Genomic DNA, 18,655 nt, shown 5'->3' on the forward strand with positions numbered 1-18,655 from the left:
GCGGGTACCTGTCAACTCTGACAGCTATCGGCAGATAAAAAACTAGTGCCTAATTTGCTCCGGGTCGCTCAGGTCCGGCAGAACGATAAGGCGTAGTGTGCAGTGCTTTCGAAGTTCGAACTGCCAGACAGGTTTCATCGCCTTGGCTCAGGTCACGGTTGACTATGAACAGTACTGGAGAAAGCACATGGCACGTTCAGACAAGCAGCTAAATGCCGAGCAGGTGCGCTGGGCCAATCGCGAACGGTTGGCCCAGCGAGACGCTCCAACTGCGGGGCCGCTCGACCCCCTTACCGTGAACGGCTTGATGCCGGGAGATACCGAGGGACTACGACCGGCGGCGAGCAATGACCAGCCGCTGGTGGTGAACATTCCGGCTTGGGAAAATCTTGTGCCGATCCCCGGCCAGGCTGACACGGTTCGTATTGAAATGGCCAGGGTTGGCAGCGGCGTCTGGGAAGTGCTCAAGGAGCAACCGTTTCCCTACCCGCAAAACCGTCCGGATTTCCCCAAGGCGGTCACGCTCGATGTGTTCGATAAGGAGATTGAAGGCAAATTCAATCTTCGATGGAGGTTGAAAATCTGGAGTGCTCCGGGGTTCGTCGAAGAGTCAACGACCACGCCGCTGAGAATTGACCGCACGCCTCCGCACGACCTGCAAAATCCGCCGGAATTCATACTCGCTACCAATGAAATCAACGATGCCTACCTGGCTGCCAACGGCAACCAAGTGATCGTCGAGTTACCCGCTTATGCGGATTATGAGCCGGGCGACACGATTTCCTACGGCTGGCAAAAAATCGAACCGATCAATCCCGAAGACATCGTACCGATTACCCCGGTTCCGGTCGTTATTCCTGCCGATCGCAAATTCGAAATCCCATTGACATGGATTCAGGATGCCGGCGATGGCCCGATCTTCTGTGCCTACCGATTGTTCGACAAAGCCGGCAATCCGGGCCGTTTGTCCCGGATGCGCTTACGCAACGTCGCCCTCGGGGCGCTACCCATTACCCCCTTGGGTCCTCCCAGGGTACCTCTGGCGGACGATGATGGCTTGATCGATCAGCTAGATGCCGCCACTCGAGAGGTCACCGTGGTGATTCCTGAAGTGACCAACGGCAAGAGCTCCGACAAAATTCATATCACCTGGGGTACGCAGGAGCTGGAGCCCCATCCGCTCGTGCCTCGGGCCGAAACGCTGGTCAAGGTCCCGCTGGCGGTGTTGCAGGCGCAATACACCCAGACCACCGGCGAGCAAACTACACCGGTGAAGTATGAGGTTCGCCGTGGGTTGAGGCCGTTCGATGCGCCGGGCATTACCGTCCAGGTCAATTTTTCCAAGATCGGCCCCGTTAACCCTGATTGGCCGGATATTACCAATCCGAACCTGCACGAAGTTGAAGTGTGGGGTCGCTCGGGCCTTAAGGACGAACTGAATCTTTCGGATGCGGGGGAGAACGCCGAGGCCCGGTTTGCGTTGTACGACTCGCCAGCGGCGAGTGATGAAATCCACTTGATGTGGGACAACTTGCCTGTGTTACCCGTACACGTCATCACAACTGAGGTTGAGGGTCAGGCGATGGTCCTTCCAATCCTGTGGGATGTGATTGATGAACGCAGTAACAGTACGGCTCCTGGGTTGCCAGTGTTTTACTGGCTGCGTCGTGCTGGCTATATCAACGCCGAGCATTCCAAGCCCAAGCCGGTCAAGGTGGAAGTTCATACCATTGTCCCGGATGTCGTGGAGTTTCCCGGGAATGCAAGTGGCTTCATGTTCTGTCACTTGTTGGACTGGGATCCGGTGGAGGGCCTCGGGATCAAGGTGCATATTCCGGCCAACGCCCGCTACTTGAAGTTAGGGGTGGTAGTCACCGTCAAGTGGCAGGGGCATAAAGGCTACGATCCTTCGGGTCCGCTCCCTGCCGACCCCATTGCGGGCACTGATTTGCAACATACCTTCCCACCCCTGACTGCGGCGCAAGTGGTTAACGGTCTTGACTGGATCGTGCGGCCGTATGCGACAAAAATCCTGCCCTTGTACGGCGGCGAGTCGGACCAGATTGGTCGGGGCATCGTCAGCTATACGGTTAGCGGCGTAACGCCACCTTCGCCGGACGCCACGCTGAATGTCGCGCTGGGCACGGGTACAGGCACCTGCCCGATACCCCCAAGACCGTAATGGGGTAGATGAGTCGATGCAAGAGGGGCGTGCAGCCCCTTTTTTGCACCTGAACGGCTGGATGTCTGGTTCTGTGGATGATTCCGTTCCATTGCAGGATTAGTCCTACATTCGGTGGGGCTCTATCTCGATATTGTTCGCCGCCTTTGTAAGTACAAGCCGAGTTCGTCGTGAGAAGCAATGAACTCGTTCTACTGGCGACTCTAATTTCGTGGTGATCCTTTGATGTTTTCGATAACTCCTTTTGCTGTGCGCCAACTGGCTGGCGCGATCAAACTATTGTCCATTGCACCGTTGTTATGGGTCAGTCCGCACGCGCTTGCGCGGGATATGAACAATGAAAATGCAACGATTGGTGCAGGTAACTCTCCGGACAATTATCTACTTCGCAACCAGTCCAGCCTGACCGCAATCGATGCACGTAGGGGAAACGGTCAGTTGGGAAGAGGGGATGGACCCCTTGTATACGGTCGCTCACACCTACGAGTACGGCAGTACCTCCACCCAGACTGTCAGCGACAAAGCCGTGCGTTGGGTCGATCGCACCTACAACCGTTTTCATTTATTGACCGAAGAAAAAACCACCCAGGATCTTTGTGTGATTCGGGAGGCGACCACTTATTACGCCGAAGACATTCCCTTCGAGCGCCAGGTTCCCCAGTTTCAGATGCCCAAAGCGACCAAGACCAGTTGGGAGATAGAAGGAGACTCGACCCGATACCGTGCAGAAGTTGCGTCCAGCGCATTTGACGAAAACGGTAACCTGATTGAGGAAGTCGACCCCAGCGGCGTCAAGACTGTTCACACCTACTACCCCAAAGAGGCCAGCGATGGCTGCCCGGCCGACCCGGAAGGCTTTATCCGCAACCGCAAGGACAGCACCGTAGTCCCCTCACCACAAGGCCAGGCAGGTGCACTGACATCGCCCTCACATAACGTCCGCTGAACCAGTAAGTCAACTACATTGTAAACTTGGGTCAGCTGCTGCTCGGTACCATTGAGATCAAAGATCCGTTTGATCTCGCGACCAAATTCGTCGTACTGCAGGCTGATCGTTACCTGCTGTACCGTTGCGCGACGAGAAATATAGTTATGACCCACGTGGTCGGCTCATACTCTACACGTGCAGTGGCAGCCAACCGCCGGTCGATCCTTATGGCAAGGCCATCGCGCGGCAGGTATTCAGATTTGATGCCCTGGACAACCTCATCTCGGTGACCACGACCTCAGTGGATGGCGTAATCAATCGCGCGACTTACAGCTACGGAAATAAACAGGACCCTGCGCAGTTGACCAAGGTCGAGAATGACGCGGGTAGCCCTTACCCTGCCGTGATCCTGCTTGCGTATGACGCCGATGGACATTTGATCCGTGACGAAGAGCAGCGCGTCCTGAAGTACGACGCCCTGGGTCGCTTGACCGAAATCAGCGGCCTGCCGGGTGAGCCGCCCAGCGGCCTCGGATACGATCCGCTGGACACCCTCACCAGCCTGGAGGGCGGAGAAGGATCAGAGCAACGTTTTTACCGCGGCGGCGAACTGGCGAACCGGATTCAAGGCGCCAAGAGCAGCACCTTCGTGCGGGCAGATGGAGTCGTGCTCGCCGAGCACCAGGCAGGTGCTGACCCAAAGTCCCTGTTGCTGGCCAGTGATTTCAAAAGCACGGTATTCAATGAAGTCAGCGCTGGCACAACCAATACCCTCGCGTATTCGGCCTATGGAAACCAAAGTGCCGAACAGCCAGTAGCAACAGCATTGGCGTACAACGGAGTATTACGGGAAACGCAAAACGGGGTGTATCTGTTGGGCAATGGTTATCGCGCGTACAGCCCGAGTTTGATGCGGTTTCATTGCCCGGATAGTTGGAGTCCGTTTGGGGCGGGGGGGCTTAATGCCTATGTGTTTTGTGGGGGGAATCCAATGGGCAATGTGGATCTGGATGGGCATAAATGGTATTCAGCTCTATGGCAGCGTATTTCAGCGCCCTTTCGGAGAAGCCCAACTAGTGGTGTCGCACAAAAAAATACTATGGATAAAAGCACCAAAATAGGGGGGTCTGCTGGTCCGGCACAGAGTTCGGGAGAAAAGAATGTATCCAAGAGGGTGGATGATTTAACGGAGAAAGGGTACCAGGCCAATATTGATTTTATGGATCAAAGGACAAGAAAGAATCCGAAGCCGCAAAAAATCCAGCAAGCAGCAGATAAACGAAAAAAATTGGTGCAAGAGAGAAAAAAGGTTGAGAGGGAAGTCACTTGGGGGGTCAAGAAAAAACACATCGAGGCTGTATATGATGCAAATAAAACAGCTTTTAATCCCTCTGGCGGTGTAGTGGCGAACCAAAGGAAGAAAAATGTTGATCCAAGAAGTCTTGTGGATCCGGACCTTCTTCGGAAAGTGGCTGTATTACGAGATGATGTCTTGTTCTAACGCAATTGCGCTGCCTTGGGTCCGAAGTGGAGTGGGCAAGGAGTAGCCAACTATCCCTTCAACCCACTCACCCGCGCAAACTCCACCAACCCACCGTCATGCACAAGTCCCAACTTGTCCATGGCGGTGCGTTTTTGTCGGCTGATGGTTTTTTCGCTGCGGTTCAGATGTGCGGCGATCTGCCGGCCGGACAGGCCCTGAACAAACAAGCGCACCACTTCCAGCTCCCGTTCGGACAGGCTCACCAGCGGTGCTTCGGTACTGTCGGTCGGCAAGGCCTGGGCCTCGAGGATCCTGGCGAACGTCGGGCAGAGATGGCGACGCCCCCTGGCCACGCTCTGTACCGCGTGCCTGAGTTCACTCAACGGGCTACGTTTATCGAACAGTGCGCAGGCGCCCTGGTTGAGCAACGCCTGCAACAGGGACGGATTGCGCAGCATGGTCATGACGATCAAGCGCACATGGCCGAAGTGGCGTCTCACATAACCCATCAACGCCAGGCCATCGGGGAAGTCCCCGTAGGGCATCGCATAGTCGCTGATCAGGATGTCACAGGGGATGCATTGCAGGCGGTCAATCAGCTCATCGGCGCTGTTGGCCTGGGCGACAACCGCGAACCCCTGGCTGGAGGCGTGGCACAGGGCCATTTCAGCGCCCATCAGCACCACGGGATGGTCGTCGGCGAGAATGATGCGTGCTGTGTTCAGCGTTCGGTGTACAGCTGTTTCAGGCATCTCGCCGCAGTGGTTCGGGGCAGTTGGGGACAACGATTGCGCAGGGTTCATGCGGTGTCTCGACAGGGGCCAACGGCGCGCCGTACACCGCAGTCAGCCAGGTTCAAGACAGTTGAATCAAACCTTGCTCCAGTGCCTTGAACACTGCGGTCCAGCGTGAACTGACGCCGAATTTCCGGCGGATATTGCCAAAGTGATAATTCACCCCGGATTCGCTGCAATTGACGATCTGGCCGATTTCCCAGGACGACTTGCCTTTGGCACTCCATAGCAGCACTTCTTTTTCTCGGTTGGTCAGAGTGATGCCCTGCAGCTGTCCGGTTGCTTGCAGCTCAAGCCCGGGCTGGAGGTTGCGAGCGCGAATGGCGATCGGGGCTGAATGGTTCATGACAGGCACTCCCATTTATCAATCAATGAGGTGGGCGAAGGATCCTTCCTGAATCTGGGCGTGGTTCCTGCGTCCTGCTGACAGACGCCGCTCAGGGCGCTGTAGGTTCGGCTCAGTTATAACGCGGATCCAACGCCTTGAAACCTGTAAGAACTAACAGGTGCAGCACCTTAATGCAGCGAGGTGAGAAATTTCTGTCTGTTTTTTCTCTAGATTGTGTAGGAGGATTCTCTGGTTTAGTCCGATTTTAGGCCATCGCGAGCCCTTGTACGGGGCAGACCGTTGCGGATCTGCCGTTCATCACATTTTCAACGCTTGGGGTTATCGGTCGAAGCGCGCCTGATTTCAGACCCTTTCCAGCCTCTGGCGCCATACCACCTCGTTCACCAGATTCGCTGGCCGCTCACCCGCCAGCGCCGCCAGCAGATTGTCCACCGCACATCGCGCCATCGCTTCACGCGTTTCATGGGTGGCCGAGCCGATATGTGGGGTCGCCACCACATTGTCCAAATGCAGCAACGGTGAATCGTGCTGCAGCGGTTCCCGCTCGAATACATCCAGACCGGCGGCGCGAATCTGCCGCTGCTGCAGGGCTGCGATCATGGCGTTTTCGTCGACCACCTTGCCCCGGGAAATATTGATGAAAATACTCTCGGGGCGCATCAGGGCAAACTCTTCGGCACCGATCAGGCCTTGGGTCTGGGCGGTCAGGGGCAGGGTCAGGCAGATGAAGTCCGCTTGCTGCAACAACTGCGACAGGCTGCGGTATTGGGCATTGAAGCGTTTCTCCACCGCCGGTTTCGGGTTGTTGCTGTGATAAATGACCGGCATGCCAAAGCCGAAATGCCCACGCTGCGCCAATGCCTCGCCGATCCGCCCCATGCCGATGATGCCCAGGGTCTTGCCGTGCACGTCGCTGCCAAAATGCAGCGGCCCGATGTTGTGGTTCCATTGTCCGGCGCGGACCAGATTGGCGAGCTCCACCACCCGCCGCGCCGTGGCCAGGATCAGCGCGAAACCGGTATCGGCGGTGGTTTCGGTCAACACGTCCGGGGTGTTGCTGAGCAGGATATTGTGGCCGCTCAGGTAGTCGATGTCGTAGTTGTCGACTCCCACCGAGACACTGGAGACGGCTTCCAGTCGGGGTGCCAGGTCCAGCAGTTCGGCGTCCAGGCGCAGGCTGGCGCCCAGCAGGCCGTGGGCACTCGGCAGGGCTGCGCGCAGGCGCTGCAGGCCGTCGCTGTCGAGCGTGTCGATCAGGGTCACCTGTGCCCGTTCCTGCAAGCGGGTCATCAGCGCGGGCGACAGTTTTTTGTAGAGCACGATGTGCTTGTTCATGGGTATACCTTCCATTCAATTCAGGAGTGGGTCGCCAGCAGCGGTTGGTTCGCGGTCTGCTTGGATGGCGCGCGGTCGCTCGCGCCGGGCTTGAGGCAGAGGGTCAACAGCACCGACAGCAGCAACGCGCCACTCATCAACAGGTACGAAGCGCCGGGCGAACCAGTGGAGCTGTTCAGGTAGCCGACGAGGTAGGAGCCGCCGAACGAACCCAGCGCGCCCATGCTGTTGATCAGCGCCATGGCGCCGCCAGCGACGTTGGCCGGGAGGATTTCCGGGACGATGGCGAAAAAGGGTCCGTAGGGCGCGTACATGCACGCGCCGGCAATCACCAGCAAGGTATAGGACCACCAGAAGTGTTCGGCGCCCAGGGCGTAGGAGCCGTAGAACGCCACCGAGGCAATCAGCAACGGCGGCCAGACAAAACGTTTACGTTTCTGCAGTTTGTCCGAGCCCCAGGACACCAGCAGCATGCCGATCACCGCCGCCAGATACGGCAGGGCAGACAACCAGCCGGCCTCGATCATGTCCATCTGCGCGCCTTGCTTGAGGATCGACGGCAACCACAATACGAAGCCGTAGACCCCAATGCTCCAGCAAAAGAACTGCAGGGCGAGGATGATCACTTTTGGCGAACGGAAGGCTTCGGCGTAGTTCTTCACCGCCTTGATGCCCACCTGTTCAGCGGCCAGGGCGCTTTCCAGGTCGTGTTTTTCCTGGTCGTTGAGCCACTTGGCCTGGGACGGACGATCATCGGCCAGGCGCCACCAGATAAACGCCCAGAGTACCGCCGGCAGGCCTTCGATGATGAACATCCAGCGCCAGCTGTAGTGCTGCACCAGGTAACCGGAGACCACCGACATCCAGAGCATGGTCACCGGGTTGCCGAGGATCAGGAAGGTGTTGGCGCGCGAGCGTTCGGCGCGGGTGAACCAGTGACACAGGTACACCAGCATCGCCGGCATCACGGCGGCCTCGACCACCCCGAGCATGAAGCGGATGACGATCAGCCAGTAGGCGTTGGAGACGACTCCGGTCAAGGTCGCCAGGCTGCCCCAGAGGATCAGGCTGACGAAAATCAGCTTTTTCACGCTGTTTTTCTGCGCGTAGATCGCGCCGGGGATCTGGAAGAAAAAGTAACCGAGGAAGAACAGGGCGCCGAGCAACGACGACAACCCCGGGGTGATCATCAGGTCGGCAGCCATTCCGGAGGCGGCGGCGAAGCCATAGTTGGCGCGGTCCAGATACGCCAGGCTATAGGTGATGAACACGATGGGCATGATGTACCACCAGCGGCGGGTGGCGAGTTTGGGCGTTTGCATGGCAGTGCTCCTGAGCTTGTTGTTTTTGTCGCAGCAGGTATCGGAATCTTCAGTGACTGGGCTTGCTCGCGATGGCGGCCTCAAATTCGGTGACCATTTCGCAGCGGGTCGGCAAACCCTCCATGTCGCCACGGCTCTGCACCGCGCGGCTACCAATCCAGTTGGCGCGTCGCACCGCGTCGTTGACGCTGTGGCATTCGAGCAATGCGCTGATCAGGCCGACGGCAAAACCATCGCCGGCGCCGACGGTATCGACCACCTGCGCCACCGGCACGGCGGCGACAAAGCCCTGGTCCAGCGCCGTGCGGTAGTAGGCACCGTGGGCGCCGAGCTTGATCGCCACGACCTGGGCGCCTTGATCCAGGTAGAACGCGGCAATGTCCGCCGGGTCGTCGAAACCAGTCAGCAGGCGGCCTTCGCCCAAGCCCGGCAACACCCAATGGGCGAGGGCGGCGAGGCGGTTGATCTCGGTGATCATCTGCTGCTCGCTGGCCCACAGCGCCGGGCGCAGGTTGGGGTCGAACGACACGGTGCGGCCGGCGGCGCGCATTTGCGTCATCAGTTGCAAGGACAGCTCGCGAGCCGTGGCCGACAGCGCAGGCGGAATGCCGGTGGCATGCAGGTGCCGGGCTTGCAGCAACTGCGGCTGGATCGCCTGGGTCGACAGATGACTGGCGGCCGAACCCCGACGGAAGTACTCCACCTGGGGATCGGCGCCGGCTTCCTCGCGGGACTTGAATTGAAAGCCGGTTGGGTGCAACGGATCGACGTCGACATGGGAGCAGTCCAGGCCTTCACGTTGCAAAGCGTCGAGGACAAAGCGCCCCAGGGAGTCAGCGCCGACCCGGCTCAGCCAGGCCACCTTGAAGCCCAATCGCGACAGACCGATGGCGACATTGCTGTCGGCCCCGGCAATGCGTTTGTGAAAGTTCGCGACCTGCGCCAGATCACCCGTTTGCTCGGCGACCAGCATGGCCATGGTTTCGCCAAACGACAGGATATCGACTTCAGACATGGGCGTGCTCCAGGCGTGGTTGACCCAGGCGGGCGAGGACGGCCACGTGTTCGGTGGTCAGTTGCTGCAGGTCATCGGCCTGCAATGGGTATTCCGCGGCACGGGAGATGCCCGGTGCCATGTGCCGTAGCATCTGTTCCCACTGCAGCAGGTCGTCGGCGGCCGGCGGGATCGCCACCAGCTTGCTGTCGGAACGGCGGGTCACCGCCTTGCAATGCACGTAGGCGACATGCCGGCCCAACAGGCGCGCAGCGGTGGTGGCGCTCTGGTCCTGCCATGACCAGTTGCCGATATCGAAGGTCATCCGCACCGGCAACGCGTGTTGCTCCACCTGCGCGAAAAAACGCTGGAACGGCTCGATGCGTCCGCCGTGCAGGGTCTGGTCGTTTTCCACCAGTAACTGCACCGGATGCTCGGCCAGGCACGCGGCCAGGCTGTGCAGGTCGTTGTTGTCGGTGAAGTAACCCAGCGACACCTTGAGCCACCGGGCGCCGAAGCTCGCGGCGCGCTTGAGGGTCGCCGCCAGCAATGGGTTGGGCTGCGAGCGACCGGCCACCCACAATTCCAGCGGCGAGGAAAATACCGCCTCAAGCCCCTGTTGTTCGATGGCGTGGGTCAGTTCCCGCGGGTCCTCGCTGGTCAGCAATTCTTCGCGCCATTCGATCCGCTGGGCCCCGGCCTTGGCCAGGATCTCGACGAATGCCAGTTGACCGACCTGGCGAACCAGGTCGGCACCGTAGCTGGACAAGCTGATGGAAACAGGTGATTTACTCATTGTTATTGACCTCTGAAACCGGTTTCATTTTTGTTCAAAAAAATCTGCACACACCTGTAGCAACTGCGCAGGCTGCGTTTGGTTGCCTAGCAAGTGCCTGTGCGGATTAGCCGTTAGTGCTGGAGGATCGTGGGTGCGTCGACCCGCGCACAATCAATTGCGCAGGGTAATCCAGGGTTCGCACGGGCCCATCGTCGCCGCGCAAGCGCTTGAGCAGGCAGTCGAACGCACTGGCGCCAATGGCTTCGGTCGGCTGGGCGAGGGCGGTGATGCCGCTGCCCACCAGCGGGTACCAGTCCAGATCATCGAGGGCGATCAGGCCGACGTCGGCGAACAAGTCGCACCTAAGTTCACGCAGCGCACGGGTTGCCGCCAGGGCGGCAATGCCGTTGGCACAGAACAGGGCTTTAGGCACATCAGGGGCGTCAGTGAGGAAGGCCTGGATACGTGCAGTCAGCTCGCTGCCGGTTTCCACCACCGCCCCCGACAAGGCCGGGCGTTGGGCGATTTGCGCGGTGAAGCTGCTGACCCGCTCGATCCGCGAGCTGGTGCCGTCATAGGGCTCGCTGACCAGCAGCACCTGGCGATAACCCTGCTCCTGCAGATGGCTCAGGGCGGTGTGGACGGCAGCGGGGTTGTCCAGGCCGACCAGGTCGCTGTGCAGCTGCTCGACCTTGCGATCCACCAGCACCATGGGCATTTCCCGGTGCAGCTCACGCAGTTGTTCTGGATGATGGCCGAGGGTATTCACGATCAGGCCTTCGATGTTGTACGAGCGCAACGCTGCCAGGTGCTGGCTTTCCTGCTCGTCATCGCGGTCGGTGTTGCACACCACCAGGCTGTAGCCGTGCTGGCGGCAGGCGGTCTCCACGCCATGCATCACGGCAATCGAATAGGGGTTGCGGATATCGGCCACCAGCATGCCGATCAGGCGGGTGCGCCCGCGTTTCAGACCGCGAGCCATCTGATTCGGGCGATAACCCAGCTCGTCGATCGCCTGTGCGATGCGCAAGGCGATGGCATCTGACAGCAGAGCGCGGTCCTCGCCGATAAAACGCGACACGCTGGCTTTGGACACCCCGGCACGTTCGGCGACATCGAGCATGGTCACGCGGCTGCGTTGGGCGGCGGAAAAACTGTTCACGGCGACGACCTTATTTTTGGAATTATCGGCAGCAGCGTAGGTTAACTATCGCTGAAACCGGTTTCAGAAGATACCAAAAGCCCTTGGGCCGTCAAGCTCGAAAATGCCCGTATCGAAAAAAGTTGATCAAGCGCGTGCGCCATCGTCCGGATCACGACGTGGGCACAAAGGCAACTGGCAGATCTGTCAGGTGCGCGACAGGTTGGTTTCGCCTGACACTGTGTGACGCAAGGTTAACGTGCGCAGGAGCTTCAATCATGATTTGCAGTCCCGGTGGAATTCGAGGAGAAAGAACCAGCGCGACAACCGCGCTCCTGACGTGGGATGAGCCCTACACCCGGTGCGTCTATTGCCCGTATAACGCCTCGGGTTATGAGGTCATGGCCGAGGGGATTGCCACCATTACCGTGAGCCGACCACCGTGCGTCATCAACGGATTGAACCCTAATCAGGAGTACTTTTTTTATCTCTATGCCAAGGCGGCGGGCAACATCCGCTCCAACCCGAGTCGGGCTCGCATAGGGCGGTATGTGCCGGATCGGACGCCACCGAGTAAGCCAACGGGCTTACGCACTGAAAGTGTGGTTGGCAATAGAGTCAACCTGGCGTGGGTGGCGTCGGTCGACAATGGTGGGGTGGTTGGGTATCAGATTTTCTGCGACGGGAAACTTGTCGGCAATACAGATAGTACTCGTTATTCGGTCGCCGATCTGAATGATATGACGACTTATATTTTCATGGTGCGGGCGAGGGATCCCGATGGAAACTATGCCGATTCCGACCCCTTGACGGTCTCCACCCCAGATTGGACAGCCCCTTCCACGCCTGGAAACTTGAGGGCGAGCGCTATCACCAACAGCTCCGTCGTCCTTGAGTGGAACGCCTCGCAAGACAATGTCGGAGTGAGTGGGTATGAGCTGCGTAATGGCAGTTGGCTGCTTGATACGGTCAGGGATACTCGCTATCAGGTTGCAGGGTTGAGCAGTAACACCAATTACAGCTTTTCGGTGATCGCCCTGGATGCTGCCGGTAATCGCTCGGATGGAACCGTGATCTGGGTAACCACATCCGCCGAGAGCAACGCACCGACTGAACTCAGATTGTTCCGTCAACTGGGCCGGGGTGACCTGACCTGGAGGCCACCGGTACAAAGTGGTGGTGTCACCGGGTACCAAGTATTCCTGGATGGAACCTTTCTCCGTGAACTGAGCGATACGTTTATCAGCCTCTACAATTTGACGCCCGGCACTGAACACCTGTTTGAGGTGCGTGCCATACGCAATGGTGTGCTCTCGGATCCCGCTTCGATCCGTGGTTGATCGCTCAGCCAAACAGTCCCGCCGCGATATTGATCGAAAACCCCAATATCGCGGTGTTGAATACAAAACCAATCAACGACTGGGCCAGGACAATTTTGCGCAGACCTCGGCTCGCCACGCCGACATCGGCGGTTTGCACGGCCACGCCAATGGTGAAGGAGAAGTACAGAAAGTCCCAATAGTTGGGGGTTCGCAGGCCTTCGGCGAAGCGCAACGCCGGTTCCTTGCCGTCCCAGGTGTAGAACAGTCGCGCGTAGTGCACGCTGAAAATCATCCCGATCAGTAGCCAGGAACCGATCACCGTCACCCCGGTAAAACCGTAGCGCACAAGCTTTTGCGAGGTGCCGAGATCGCCGGTGCCTGCCAGCTCGACAGTGATCGCGACCAGGCTGGCGATGGCGGCAATGCTGACGATGAACAGCACCAGCCCGGCGTTTTCATCCTCGACCTCAGCGATACGCTTGACCTGATCGGCCCGGGAACGGACGGTGAGCCACAGCATCAGGGCCAGGTAGGTCCAGACGCCGGCATTCCAGCCAATGAGTATGTTGCTGATGAAGGAGTCGGCGGGAGCCAGAATACCTGCCGTGATGCCAATCAGGCTGGCACAGGTGAGGCGAGGGTGGGTGCGCACGAGGTGGGGCATGGGGGCTCACTGCAATGGGACTTCAAAGAACCATAGCGCAGCGCAGTCTAGTGTGGCCACACCGGTGAGCCTGATGAGGTCCGGTGTGGGAGCTGGCCGGCCAGCTCCCACCAGTGACGTTGGTCAGATGTCCTTGTGACGCTTGCGCACCAGCTTCATCACCACCACAAAAAACACTGGCACAAACACCACGGCCAGGGTCGCGGTGATCATCCCGCCAATCACGCCAGTGCCGATCGCTTGCTGGCTCGCCGAGCTGGCGCCGGTGGCAATCGCCAACGGCACCACGCCGAGGATGAATGCCAGCGAGGTCATGATGATCGGCCGCAGGCGCAAGCGCGCGGCTTGCAGGGTGGCGTCGAGCAGGTCGTGGCCTTCGTCGTACAGGCTCTTGGCGAACTCGATGATCAGGATCGCGTTCTTCGCCGACAGGCCGATGATGGTGATCAAGCCGACCTTGAAGAACACGTCGTTGGGCATGCCGCGCAAGGTCACCGCCAGTACCGCACCGAGTACTCCCAGCGGCACCACCAGCAATACCGACGTCGGGATCGACCAGCTTTCGTACAGCGCCGCCAGGCACAGGAACACGATCAGCAACGACAAACCGAGCAGGATCGGCGCCTGGCTGCCCGACAAGCGTTCCTGCAATGACAGCCCCGTCCATTCCTGGCCCAGCCCCGCTGGCCCCTGGGCCACCAGACGCTCGATTTCCGCCATGGCTTGTCCGGTGCTGTAGCCAGGGGCCGGCTCACCGGAAATGCTCACGGCCGGGTAGCCGTTGTAGCGGGTCAACTGGGTCGGCCCCTGGGTCCATTCGGCCCGGGTGAAGGCCGACAGCGGGACCATATTCGCGTTGCTGTTGCGCACATGGATCTTCAGCAAATCTTCAACCTGGCTGCGTTGATCACCCTCGGCCTGCACCACCACCCGCTGCATCCGTCCCTGGTTGGGGAAGTCGTTGATGTAGCTGGAGCCGACCGCGGTGGACAATACGCTGCCGATGTCGGCAAACGACACGCCCAAGGCATTGGCCTGCTTGCGGTCGACGATCAATTGCACTTGCGGCGCTTCAGCCAGGGCGCTTTCGCGCACATTGGCCAGGATCGGACTTTTTTCAGCGGCGTCCAGCAAGGCCGTACGCGCCTGCATCAACGCGCTGTGCCCCAGGCCGCCACGGTCTTGCAGGCGGAACTCAAACCCGCTGGAAGTGCCCAGGCCATCCACTGGCGGCGGCAGCACCGAGTAGGCGACCGCGTCCTTGATCTGGCTGAAGGCGATATTGGCGCGGTCGGCAATCGAGGCCGCCGAGTCATCGCTGCCACGCTGCGACCAATCCTTGAGGGTAGTGAAGGCCAGCGCCGCATTCTGCCCACTGCCGGAGAAGCTGAAGCCGAGGATCACCGTACTGTCGCCGATTCCCGCTTCGCTGGCGTTGTGCGCCTCGATCTGTTGCGCCACCTGCACCGTGCGGTTCTTGCTGGCGCCCGGCGGCAGTTGAATGTCGGTGATGGTGTAGCCCTGGTCTTCGGTCGGCAGGAACGAGGAGGGCAGGCGACTGAACAGCACGCCGAGCGCCACTAGCAACACGCCGTAGATCAGCAGGTAGCGGCCGCTGCGTTTCAGCGCATAGGCCACCCAGCCTTGGTAGCGATCCGTGAACTGCTCGAAACGTCGGTTGAACCAGCCGAAGAATCCGCTCCTGGCATGCAGCTCGCCCTTGGCCACTGGCTTGAGCAGGGTCGCGCAGAGCGCCGGGGTCAGGGTCAGCGCGAGGAACGCCGAGAACAGGATCGAGGTGGCCATCGACAGCGAGAACTGCTGGTAGATCACCCCTACCGAACCTTGCATGAACGCCATCGGGATAAACACCGCCACCAGCACCAGGGTGATGCCGATGATTGCCCCGGTGATCTGGGTCATGGCCTTGCGGGTCGCTTCCTTGGGCGACAGGCCTTCTTCGGCCATGATCCGCTCGACGTTCTCCACCACCACGATGGCGTCGTCCACCAGGATGCCGATGGCCAGCACCATGCCGAACATGGTCAGCACGTTGATCGAAAAGCCCAGCGCCAGCATGGTCGCGAAGGTGCCCATCAGCGCCACCGGCACCACCAGGGTCGGGATCAGCGTGTAGCGGATGTTCTGCAGGAACAGGTACATCACCGCGAACACCAGCAGCATTGCCTCGCCCAGGGTGTAGACCACCTTGGTAATCGAGACTTTGACGAAGGGCGAGGTGTCGTAGGGGATCTTGTATTCCACACCCGCCGGGAAGTAGCGGGCCAGTTCGTCCATCTTCTCGCGCACCAGGGTGGCGGTGTTCAGTGCGTTGGCGCCAGGTGCCAACTGCACGGCGACCGCGGTGGACGGCTTGCCGTTGAGGCGGGTGCCGAACTGGTATTCCTGGCTGCCGATCTCGACCCGCGCCACATCGCCGATGCGCACGATGGAGCCGTCGGGGTTGGCCTTGAGCACGATGTCGGCGAACTCTTCGGGCGTCGACAGTTGCCCCTTGACCAGCACGGTGGCGGTGATTTCCTGGCTGTTGTGGGTCGGCAAATCACCGATGCTGCCAGCGGAAACCTGGGCGTTCTGCGCGACGATCGCGGCGTTGACGTCGGCCGGGGTCAGGTTGAAGCCAATCAGTTTCTGCGGGTCGATCCAGATCCGCATCGCCCGTTCAGCGCCGTACAACGAAGCCTTGCCGACCCCATCCAGGCGCTTGATCTCGTTCATCACGTTGCGCGCCAGGTAATCGCTGAGCGCCACTTCATCGAGCTTGCCGTCGCTGGAAGTCAAGGTAATCATCAGCAGGAAGCCGGAAGACACTTTCTCCACCGACAAGCCCTGCTGGATCACTGCTTGCGGCAGGCGCGACTCCACCACTTTGAGGCGGTTCTGCACATCGACCTGGGCCAGCTCCGGGTTGGTGCCCGGCTTGAAGGTGGCCGTGATGGTGGCCGAAGCGAGGCTGCTCTGGGATTCGAAATACAGCAGATGGTCGGCGCCGTTGAGCTCTTCCTCGATCAGGCTGACCACACTTTCATCGACGGTTTGCGCCGAGGCACCCGGGTACGCCGCGTAGATTTCGATCTGTGGCGGCGCCACATCCGGGTACTGGGCCACCGGCAGTTGCGGGATGGCCAGGGCGCCGGCCAACAGGATGAACAGTGCAACCACCCAGGCGAACACCGGGCGGTCAATAAAGAAATGCGGCATAAAATCTGCGTCCTGCCTACTGCCCGGTGACCAGGGCGTGCTCAAGAGGGGTGGCGTCGATGGCTACTTTGTCGCCGGGACGGGCGTGCTGCAGGCCTTCGATGACAATGCGGTCGCCGGGCTTGAGGCCGGCGCTGACGATCCAGCGGTCCTGTTGCACCTGGCCCAGTTGCACGGCTTGCTGGCTGACCCGGTCCTCGCTGTCGAGCAGCAACACCTGGGCAATGCCGGCGCTGTCGCGCTGGATCGCCCGTTGCGGCACGCTGATGCCTTGCTGGTTGACCGCTTGCTCCAGGCGCACGCGAATGAAACTGCCAGGGAGCAGGTCGAGGTCGGGGTTGGGGAACTCGCTGCGCACAATGATCTGGCCGGTGCCGGGGTCGACACTGATCTCCGAGAACAACAGCTTGCCCGGCAACGGATAGTGGCTGCCGTCGTCCTGGATCAGCGTGGCCTTGGCCTGGTCCTGGCCAACCTGCTGCATCTGCCCGGCACGGAAGGCGCGGCGCAACTCGTTGAGCTCGCGGGTCGACTGGGTCAGGTCGGCGTGGATCGGGTCCAGTTGCTGGATCAGCGCCAGGGGCGTGCTTTCGTTCTGTCCGACCAGTGCGCCTTCGGTGACCAGCGCGCGGCCGATGCGCCCGGAAATCGGCGCGGTGACCGTGGCGTAACCCAGGTTCAGCCGGGCACGGGCCACGGCAGCCTGGTTGGCGGCGACGTCGGCATTGGCCTGCAGCGTGGCCGCACGAGCATTGTCGTAATCCTGGGCGCTGACGGCCTGGTCCTTGATCAACTGGGCGTAGCGTTTTTCCTGCAGGCGCGCCTGGAACGCATTCGCCTGCGCCTTGCGCAGCGCCGCGTCGGCGCTGTCGAGGTCGGCCTTGAACGGCGCCGGGTCGATGCGAAACAACACCTGGCCCTGTTTCACGTCGCTGCCTTCGCGAAAGGTGCGCTGCAGCACTACCCCGGCGACCCGGGCGCGCACTTCGGCGATGCGTGGCGCGGCGATCCGCCCGCTCAGCTCGCTGCTGATCGACAGGGGACGGGCTTCGATGGTTTCGATGCGCACGCTGGCCAGCGGCGCGGCCTCCTCGACGCTGGAAGACTTGTCACAGGCGCTCAGCATCAATGCCAGTGCTATCAGGCTGAGCGGTGCAAGCAGGTTCTTGGACATGTAAATACCCCAATAATGACCCAGGCATGCTACGGGCAGCCGGCCAGGGTAGCGGTGAAGCTTTGTAGTGGCTGTGTGAAATTGTGTGAAGGTTTTGCTCCTGCATGCGTGAGGGCGTATATCCTTGGTTTCTTTTGTGTCTGTTCAGCCGCTTTCGCGGGCAAGCCCGCTCCCACATGATCTGTGGTGCGCAATCCCCTGTGGGAACGGGCTCGCCCGCGATGGACCCGTCCAGACGCCATCGCTATTTCTGGAAACACCCATGCCCAACATCCTCCTGGTCGAAGACGACTCTGCGCTCTCCGAGCTGATTGCCAGCTACCTCGAACGTAATGGCTATCAGGTCAATGTGATCAGCCGTGGCGATCAGGTGCGTGAACGAGCGCGGGTCAACCCGCCGGACCTGGTGATCCTCGACCTGATGCTGCCCGGGCTCGATGGCCTGCAGGTGTGCCGGCTGTTGCGCGCCGATTCGGCGAGCCTGCCGATCCTGATGCTGACCGCCCGTGATGACAGCCACGACCAGGTGCTGGGCCTGGAAATGGGCGCCGACGACTACGTCACCAAACCCTGCGAGCCCCGGGTCCTGCTGGCGCGGGTGCGCACCTTGCTGCGCCGCAGTAGCCTCAACGAACCGCAAAGCGCCAGCGACCGGATCCTCATGGGCAACCTGTGCATCGACCTGTCGGAGCGCACCGTGACCTGGCGCGAGCAGCCGGTGGAGCTATCCAGCGGCGAGTACAACCTGCTGGTGGTCCTGGCCCGGCATGCCGGCGAAGTGCTGAGCCGCGACCAGATCCTGCAGCGCCTGCGCGGCATCGAGTTCAATGGCACCGATCGCTCGGTGGACGTGGCGATTTCCAAGCTGCGGCGCAAGTTCGACGACCACGCCGGCGAAGCGCGCAAGATCAAGACGGTGTGGGGCAAGGGCTATCTGTTCAGCCGTTCCGAGTGGGAATGCTGACGC

General features: G+C 60.3%; 15 protein-coding genes. 5 read left to right on the top strand and 10 right to left on the bottom strand.

Annotated features, from left to right (window positions below; all coding sequences use genetic code 11):
- The first annotated feature begins 187 nt into the window (after window positions 1-187).
- From QMK50_RS26040 to QMK50_RS26050, 3 genes are all read left to right on the top strand, one after another.
- Window positions 188-2,182 carry a hypothetical protein gene (locus QMK50_RS26040; RefSeq protein ID WP_320334383.1) on the top strand — a complete coding sequence of 665 codons (1,995 nt, stop codon included), beginning with the start codon at window positions 188-190 and terminating at the stop codon, window positions 2,180-2,182.
- Window positions 2,183-2,633: 451 nt separating this feature from the next.
- Window positions 2,634-3,128, top strand: coding sequence for a hypothetical protein (locus QMK50_RS26045; protein ID WP_320334384.1), 495 nt, complete (start codon window positions 2,634-2,636; stop codon window positions 3,126-3,128).
- Between the two features lie 124 nt (window positions 3,129-3,252).
- The gene (locus QMK50_RS26050; protein ID WP_320334385.1) at window positions 3,253-4,611 is read left to right on the top strand and encodes an RHS repeat-associated core domain-containing protein; all 1,359 of its coding nucleotides are present in this window, start codon (window positions 3,253-3,255) and stop codon (window positions 4,609-4,611) included.
- Window positions 4,612-4,661: 50 nt separating this feature from the next.
- Here the strand turns inward: QMK50_RS26050 and QMK50_RS26055 are convergent, their stop codons facing one another.
- From QMK50_RS26055 to QMK50_RS26085, 7 genes are all read right to left on the bottom strand, one after another.
- The gene (locus QMK50_RS26055; RefSeq protein ID WP_320334386.1) at window positions 4,662-5,396 is read right to left on the bottom strand and encodes a response regulator transcription factor; all 735 of its coding nucleotides are present in this window, start codon (window positions 5,394-5,396) and stop codon (window positions 4,662-4,664) included.
- Between the two features lie 52 nt (window positions 5,397-5,448).
- Window positions 5,449-5,733: a helix-turn-helix domain-containing protein gene (locus QMK50_RS26060; RefSeq protein WP_320334387.1), complete on the bottom strand. Its 285-nt coding sequence runs from the start codon at window positions 5,731-5,733 to the stop codon at window positions 5,449-5,451.
- 345 nt (window positions 5,734-6,078) lie between these two features.
- Window positions 6,079-7,071: a D-glycerate dehydrogenase gene (locus QMK50_RS26065; protein ID WP_320334388.1), complete on the bottom strand. Its 993-nt coding sequence runs from the start codon at window positions 7,069-7,071 to the stop codon at window positions 6,079-6,081.
- Window positions 7,072-7,091: 20 nt separating this feature from the next.
- The gene (locus QMK50_RS26070; protein WP_159995558.1) at window positions 7,092-8,393 is read right to left on the bottom strand and encodes an MFS transporter; all 1,302 of its coding nucleotides are present in this window, start codon (window positions 8,391-8,393) and stop codon (window positions 7,092-7,094) included.
- A 49-nt stretch (window positions 8,394-8,442) separates the two neighbouring features.
- Window positions 8,443-9,408 (bottom strand): sugar kinase, encoded by a 966-nt coding sequence (locus tag QMK50_RS26075; protein ID WP_320334389.1) that lies wholly within the window; start codon window positions 9,406-9,408, stop codon window positions 8,443-8,445.
- Complete coding sequence (locus tag QMK50_RS26080; RefSeq protein WP_320334390.1) at window positions 9,401-10,183, bottom strand: TIM barrel protein; 783 nt, start codon at window positions 10,181-10,183, stop codon at window positions 9,401-9,403. The genes QMK50_RS26075 and QMK50_RS26080 overlap by 8 nt, the downstream gene beginning before the upstream one ends.
- Window positions 10,184-10,289: 106 nt before the next feature.
- Complete coding sequence (locus tag QMK50_RS26085) at window positions 10,290-11,327, bottom strand: LacI family DNA-binding transcriptional regulator (RefSeq protein ID WP_159995564.1); 1,038 nt, start codon at window positions 11,325-11,327, stop codon at window positions 10,290-10,292.
- A gap of 257 nt (window positions 11,328-11,584) precedes the next feature.
- Here QMK50_RS26085 and QMK50_RS26090 point away from each other — a divergent pair, with 257 nt between their 5' ends.
- Window positions 11,585-12,646 (top strand): fibronectin type III domain-containing protein, encoded by a 1,062-nt coding sequence (locus QMK50_RS26090; RefSeq protein WP_320334391.1) that lies wholly within the window; start codon window positions 11,585-11,587, stop codon window positions 12,644-12,646.
- Window positions 12,647-12,650: 4 nt separating this feature from the next.
- Here the strand turns inward: QMK50_RS26090 and QMK50_RS26095 are convergent, their stop codons facing one another.
- From QMK50_RS26095 to QMK50_RS26105, 3 genes are all read right to left on the bottom strand, one after another.
- A complete protein-coding gene (locus QMK50_RS26095; protein ID WP_320334392.1) occupies window positions 12,651-13,292 on the bottom strand; it encodes a DUF1345 domain-containing protein in 642 nt (213 codons plus the stop codon).
- Window positions 13,293-13,415: 123 nt separating this feature from the next.
- Window positions 13,416-16,514, bottom strand: a complete 3,099-nt coding sequence (locus QMK50_RS26100; protein WP_320334393.1) for an efflux RND transporter permease subunit — start codon at window positions 16,512-16,514, stop codon at window positions 13,416-13,418.
- A 16-nt stretch (window positions 16,515-16,530) separates the two neighbouring features.
- On the bottom strand, window positions 16,531-17,688 hold the full coding sequence (locus tag QMK50_RS26105) for an efflux RND transporter periplasmic adaptor subunit (protein WP_320334394.1): 1,158 nt from the start codon (window positions 17,686-17,688) through the stop codon (window positions 16,531-16,533).
- A 262-nt stretch (window positions 17,689-17,950) separates the two neighbouring features.
- On the opposite strand from QMK50_RS26105, the gene QMK50_RS26110 reads away from it, so the two are divergent.
- Window positions 17,951-18,652 carry a response regulator transcription factor gene (locus tag QMK50_RS26110; protein WP_095168397.1) on the top strand — a complete coding sequence of 234 codons (702 nt, stop codon included), beginning with the start codon at window positions 17,951-17,953 and terminating at the stop codon, window positions 18,650-18,652.
- Window positions 18,653-18,655: the final 3 nt, after the last annotated feature.

It is taken from the genome of Pseudomonas sp. P5_152 (genome assembly GCF_033989915.1).
In the GTDB taxonomy this organism is placed as follows: Bacteria; Pseudomonadota; Gammaproteobacteria; order Pseudomonadales; family Pseudomonadaceae; genus Aquipseudomonas.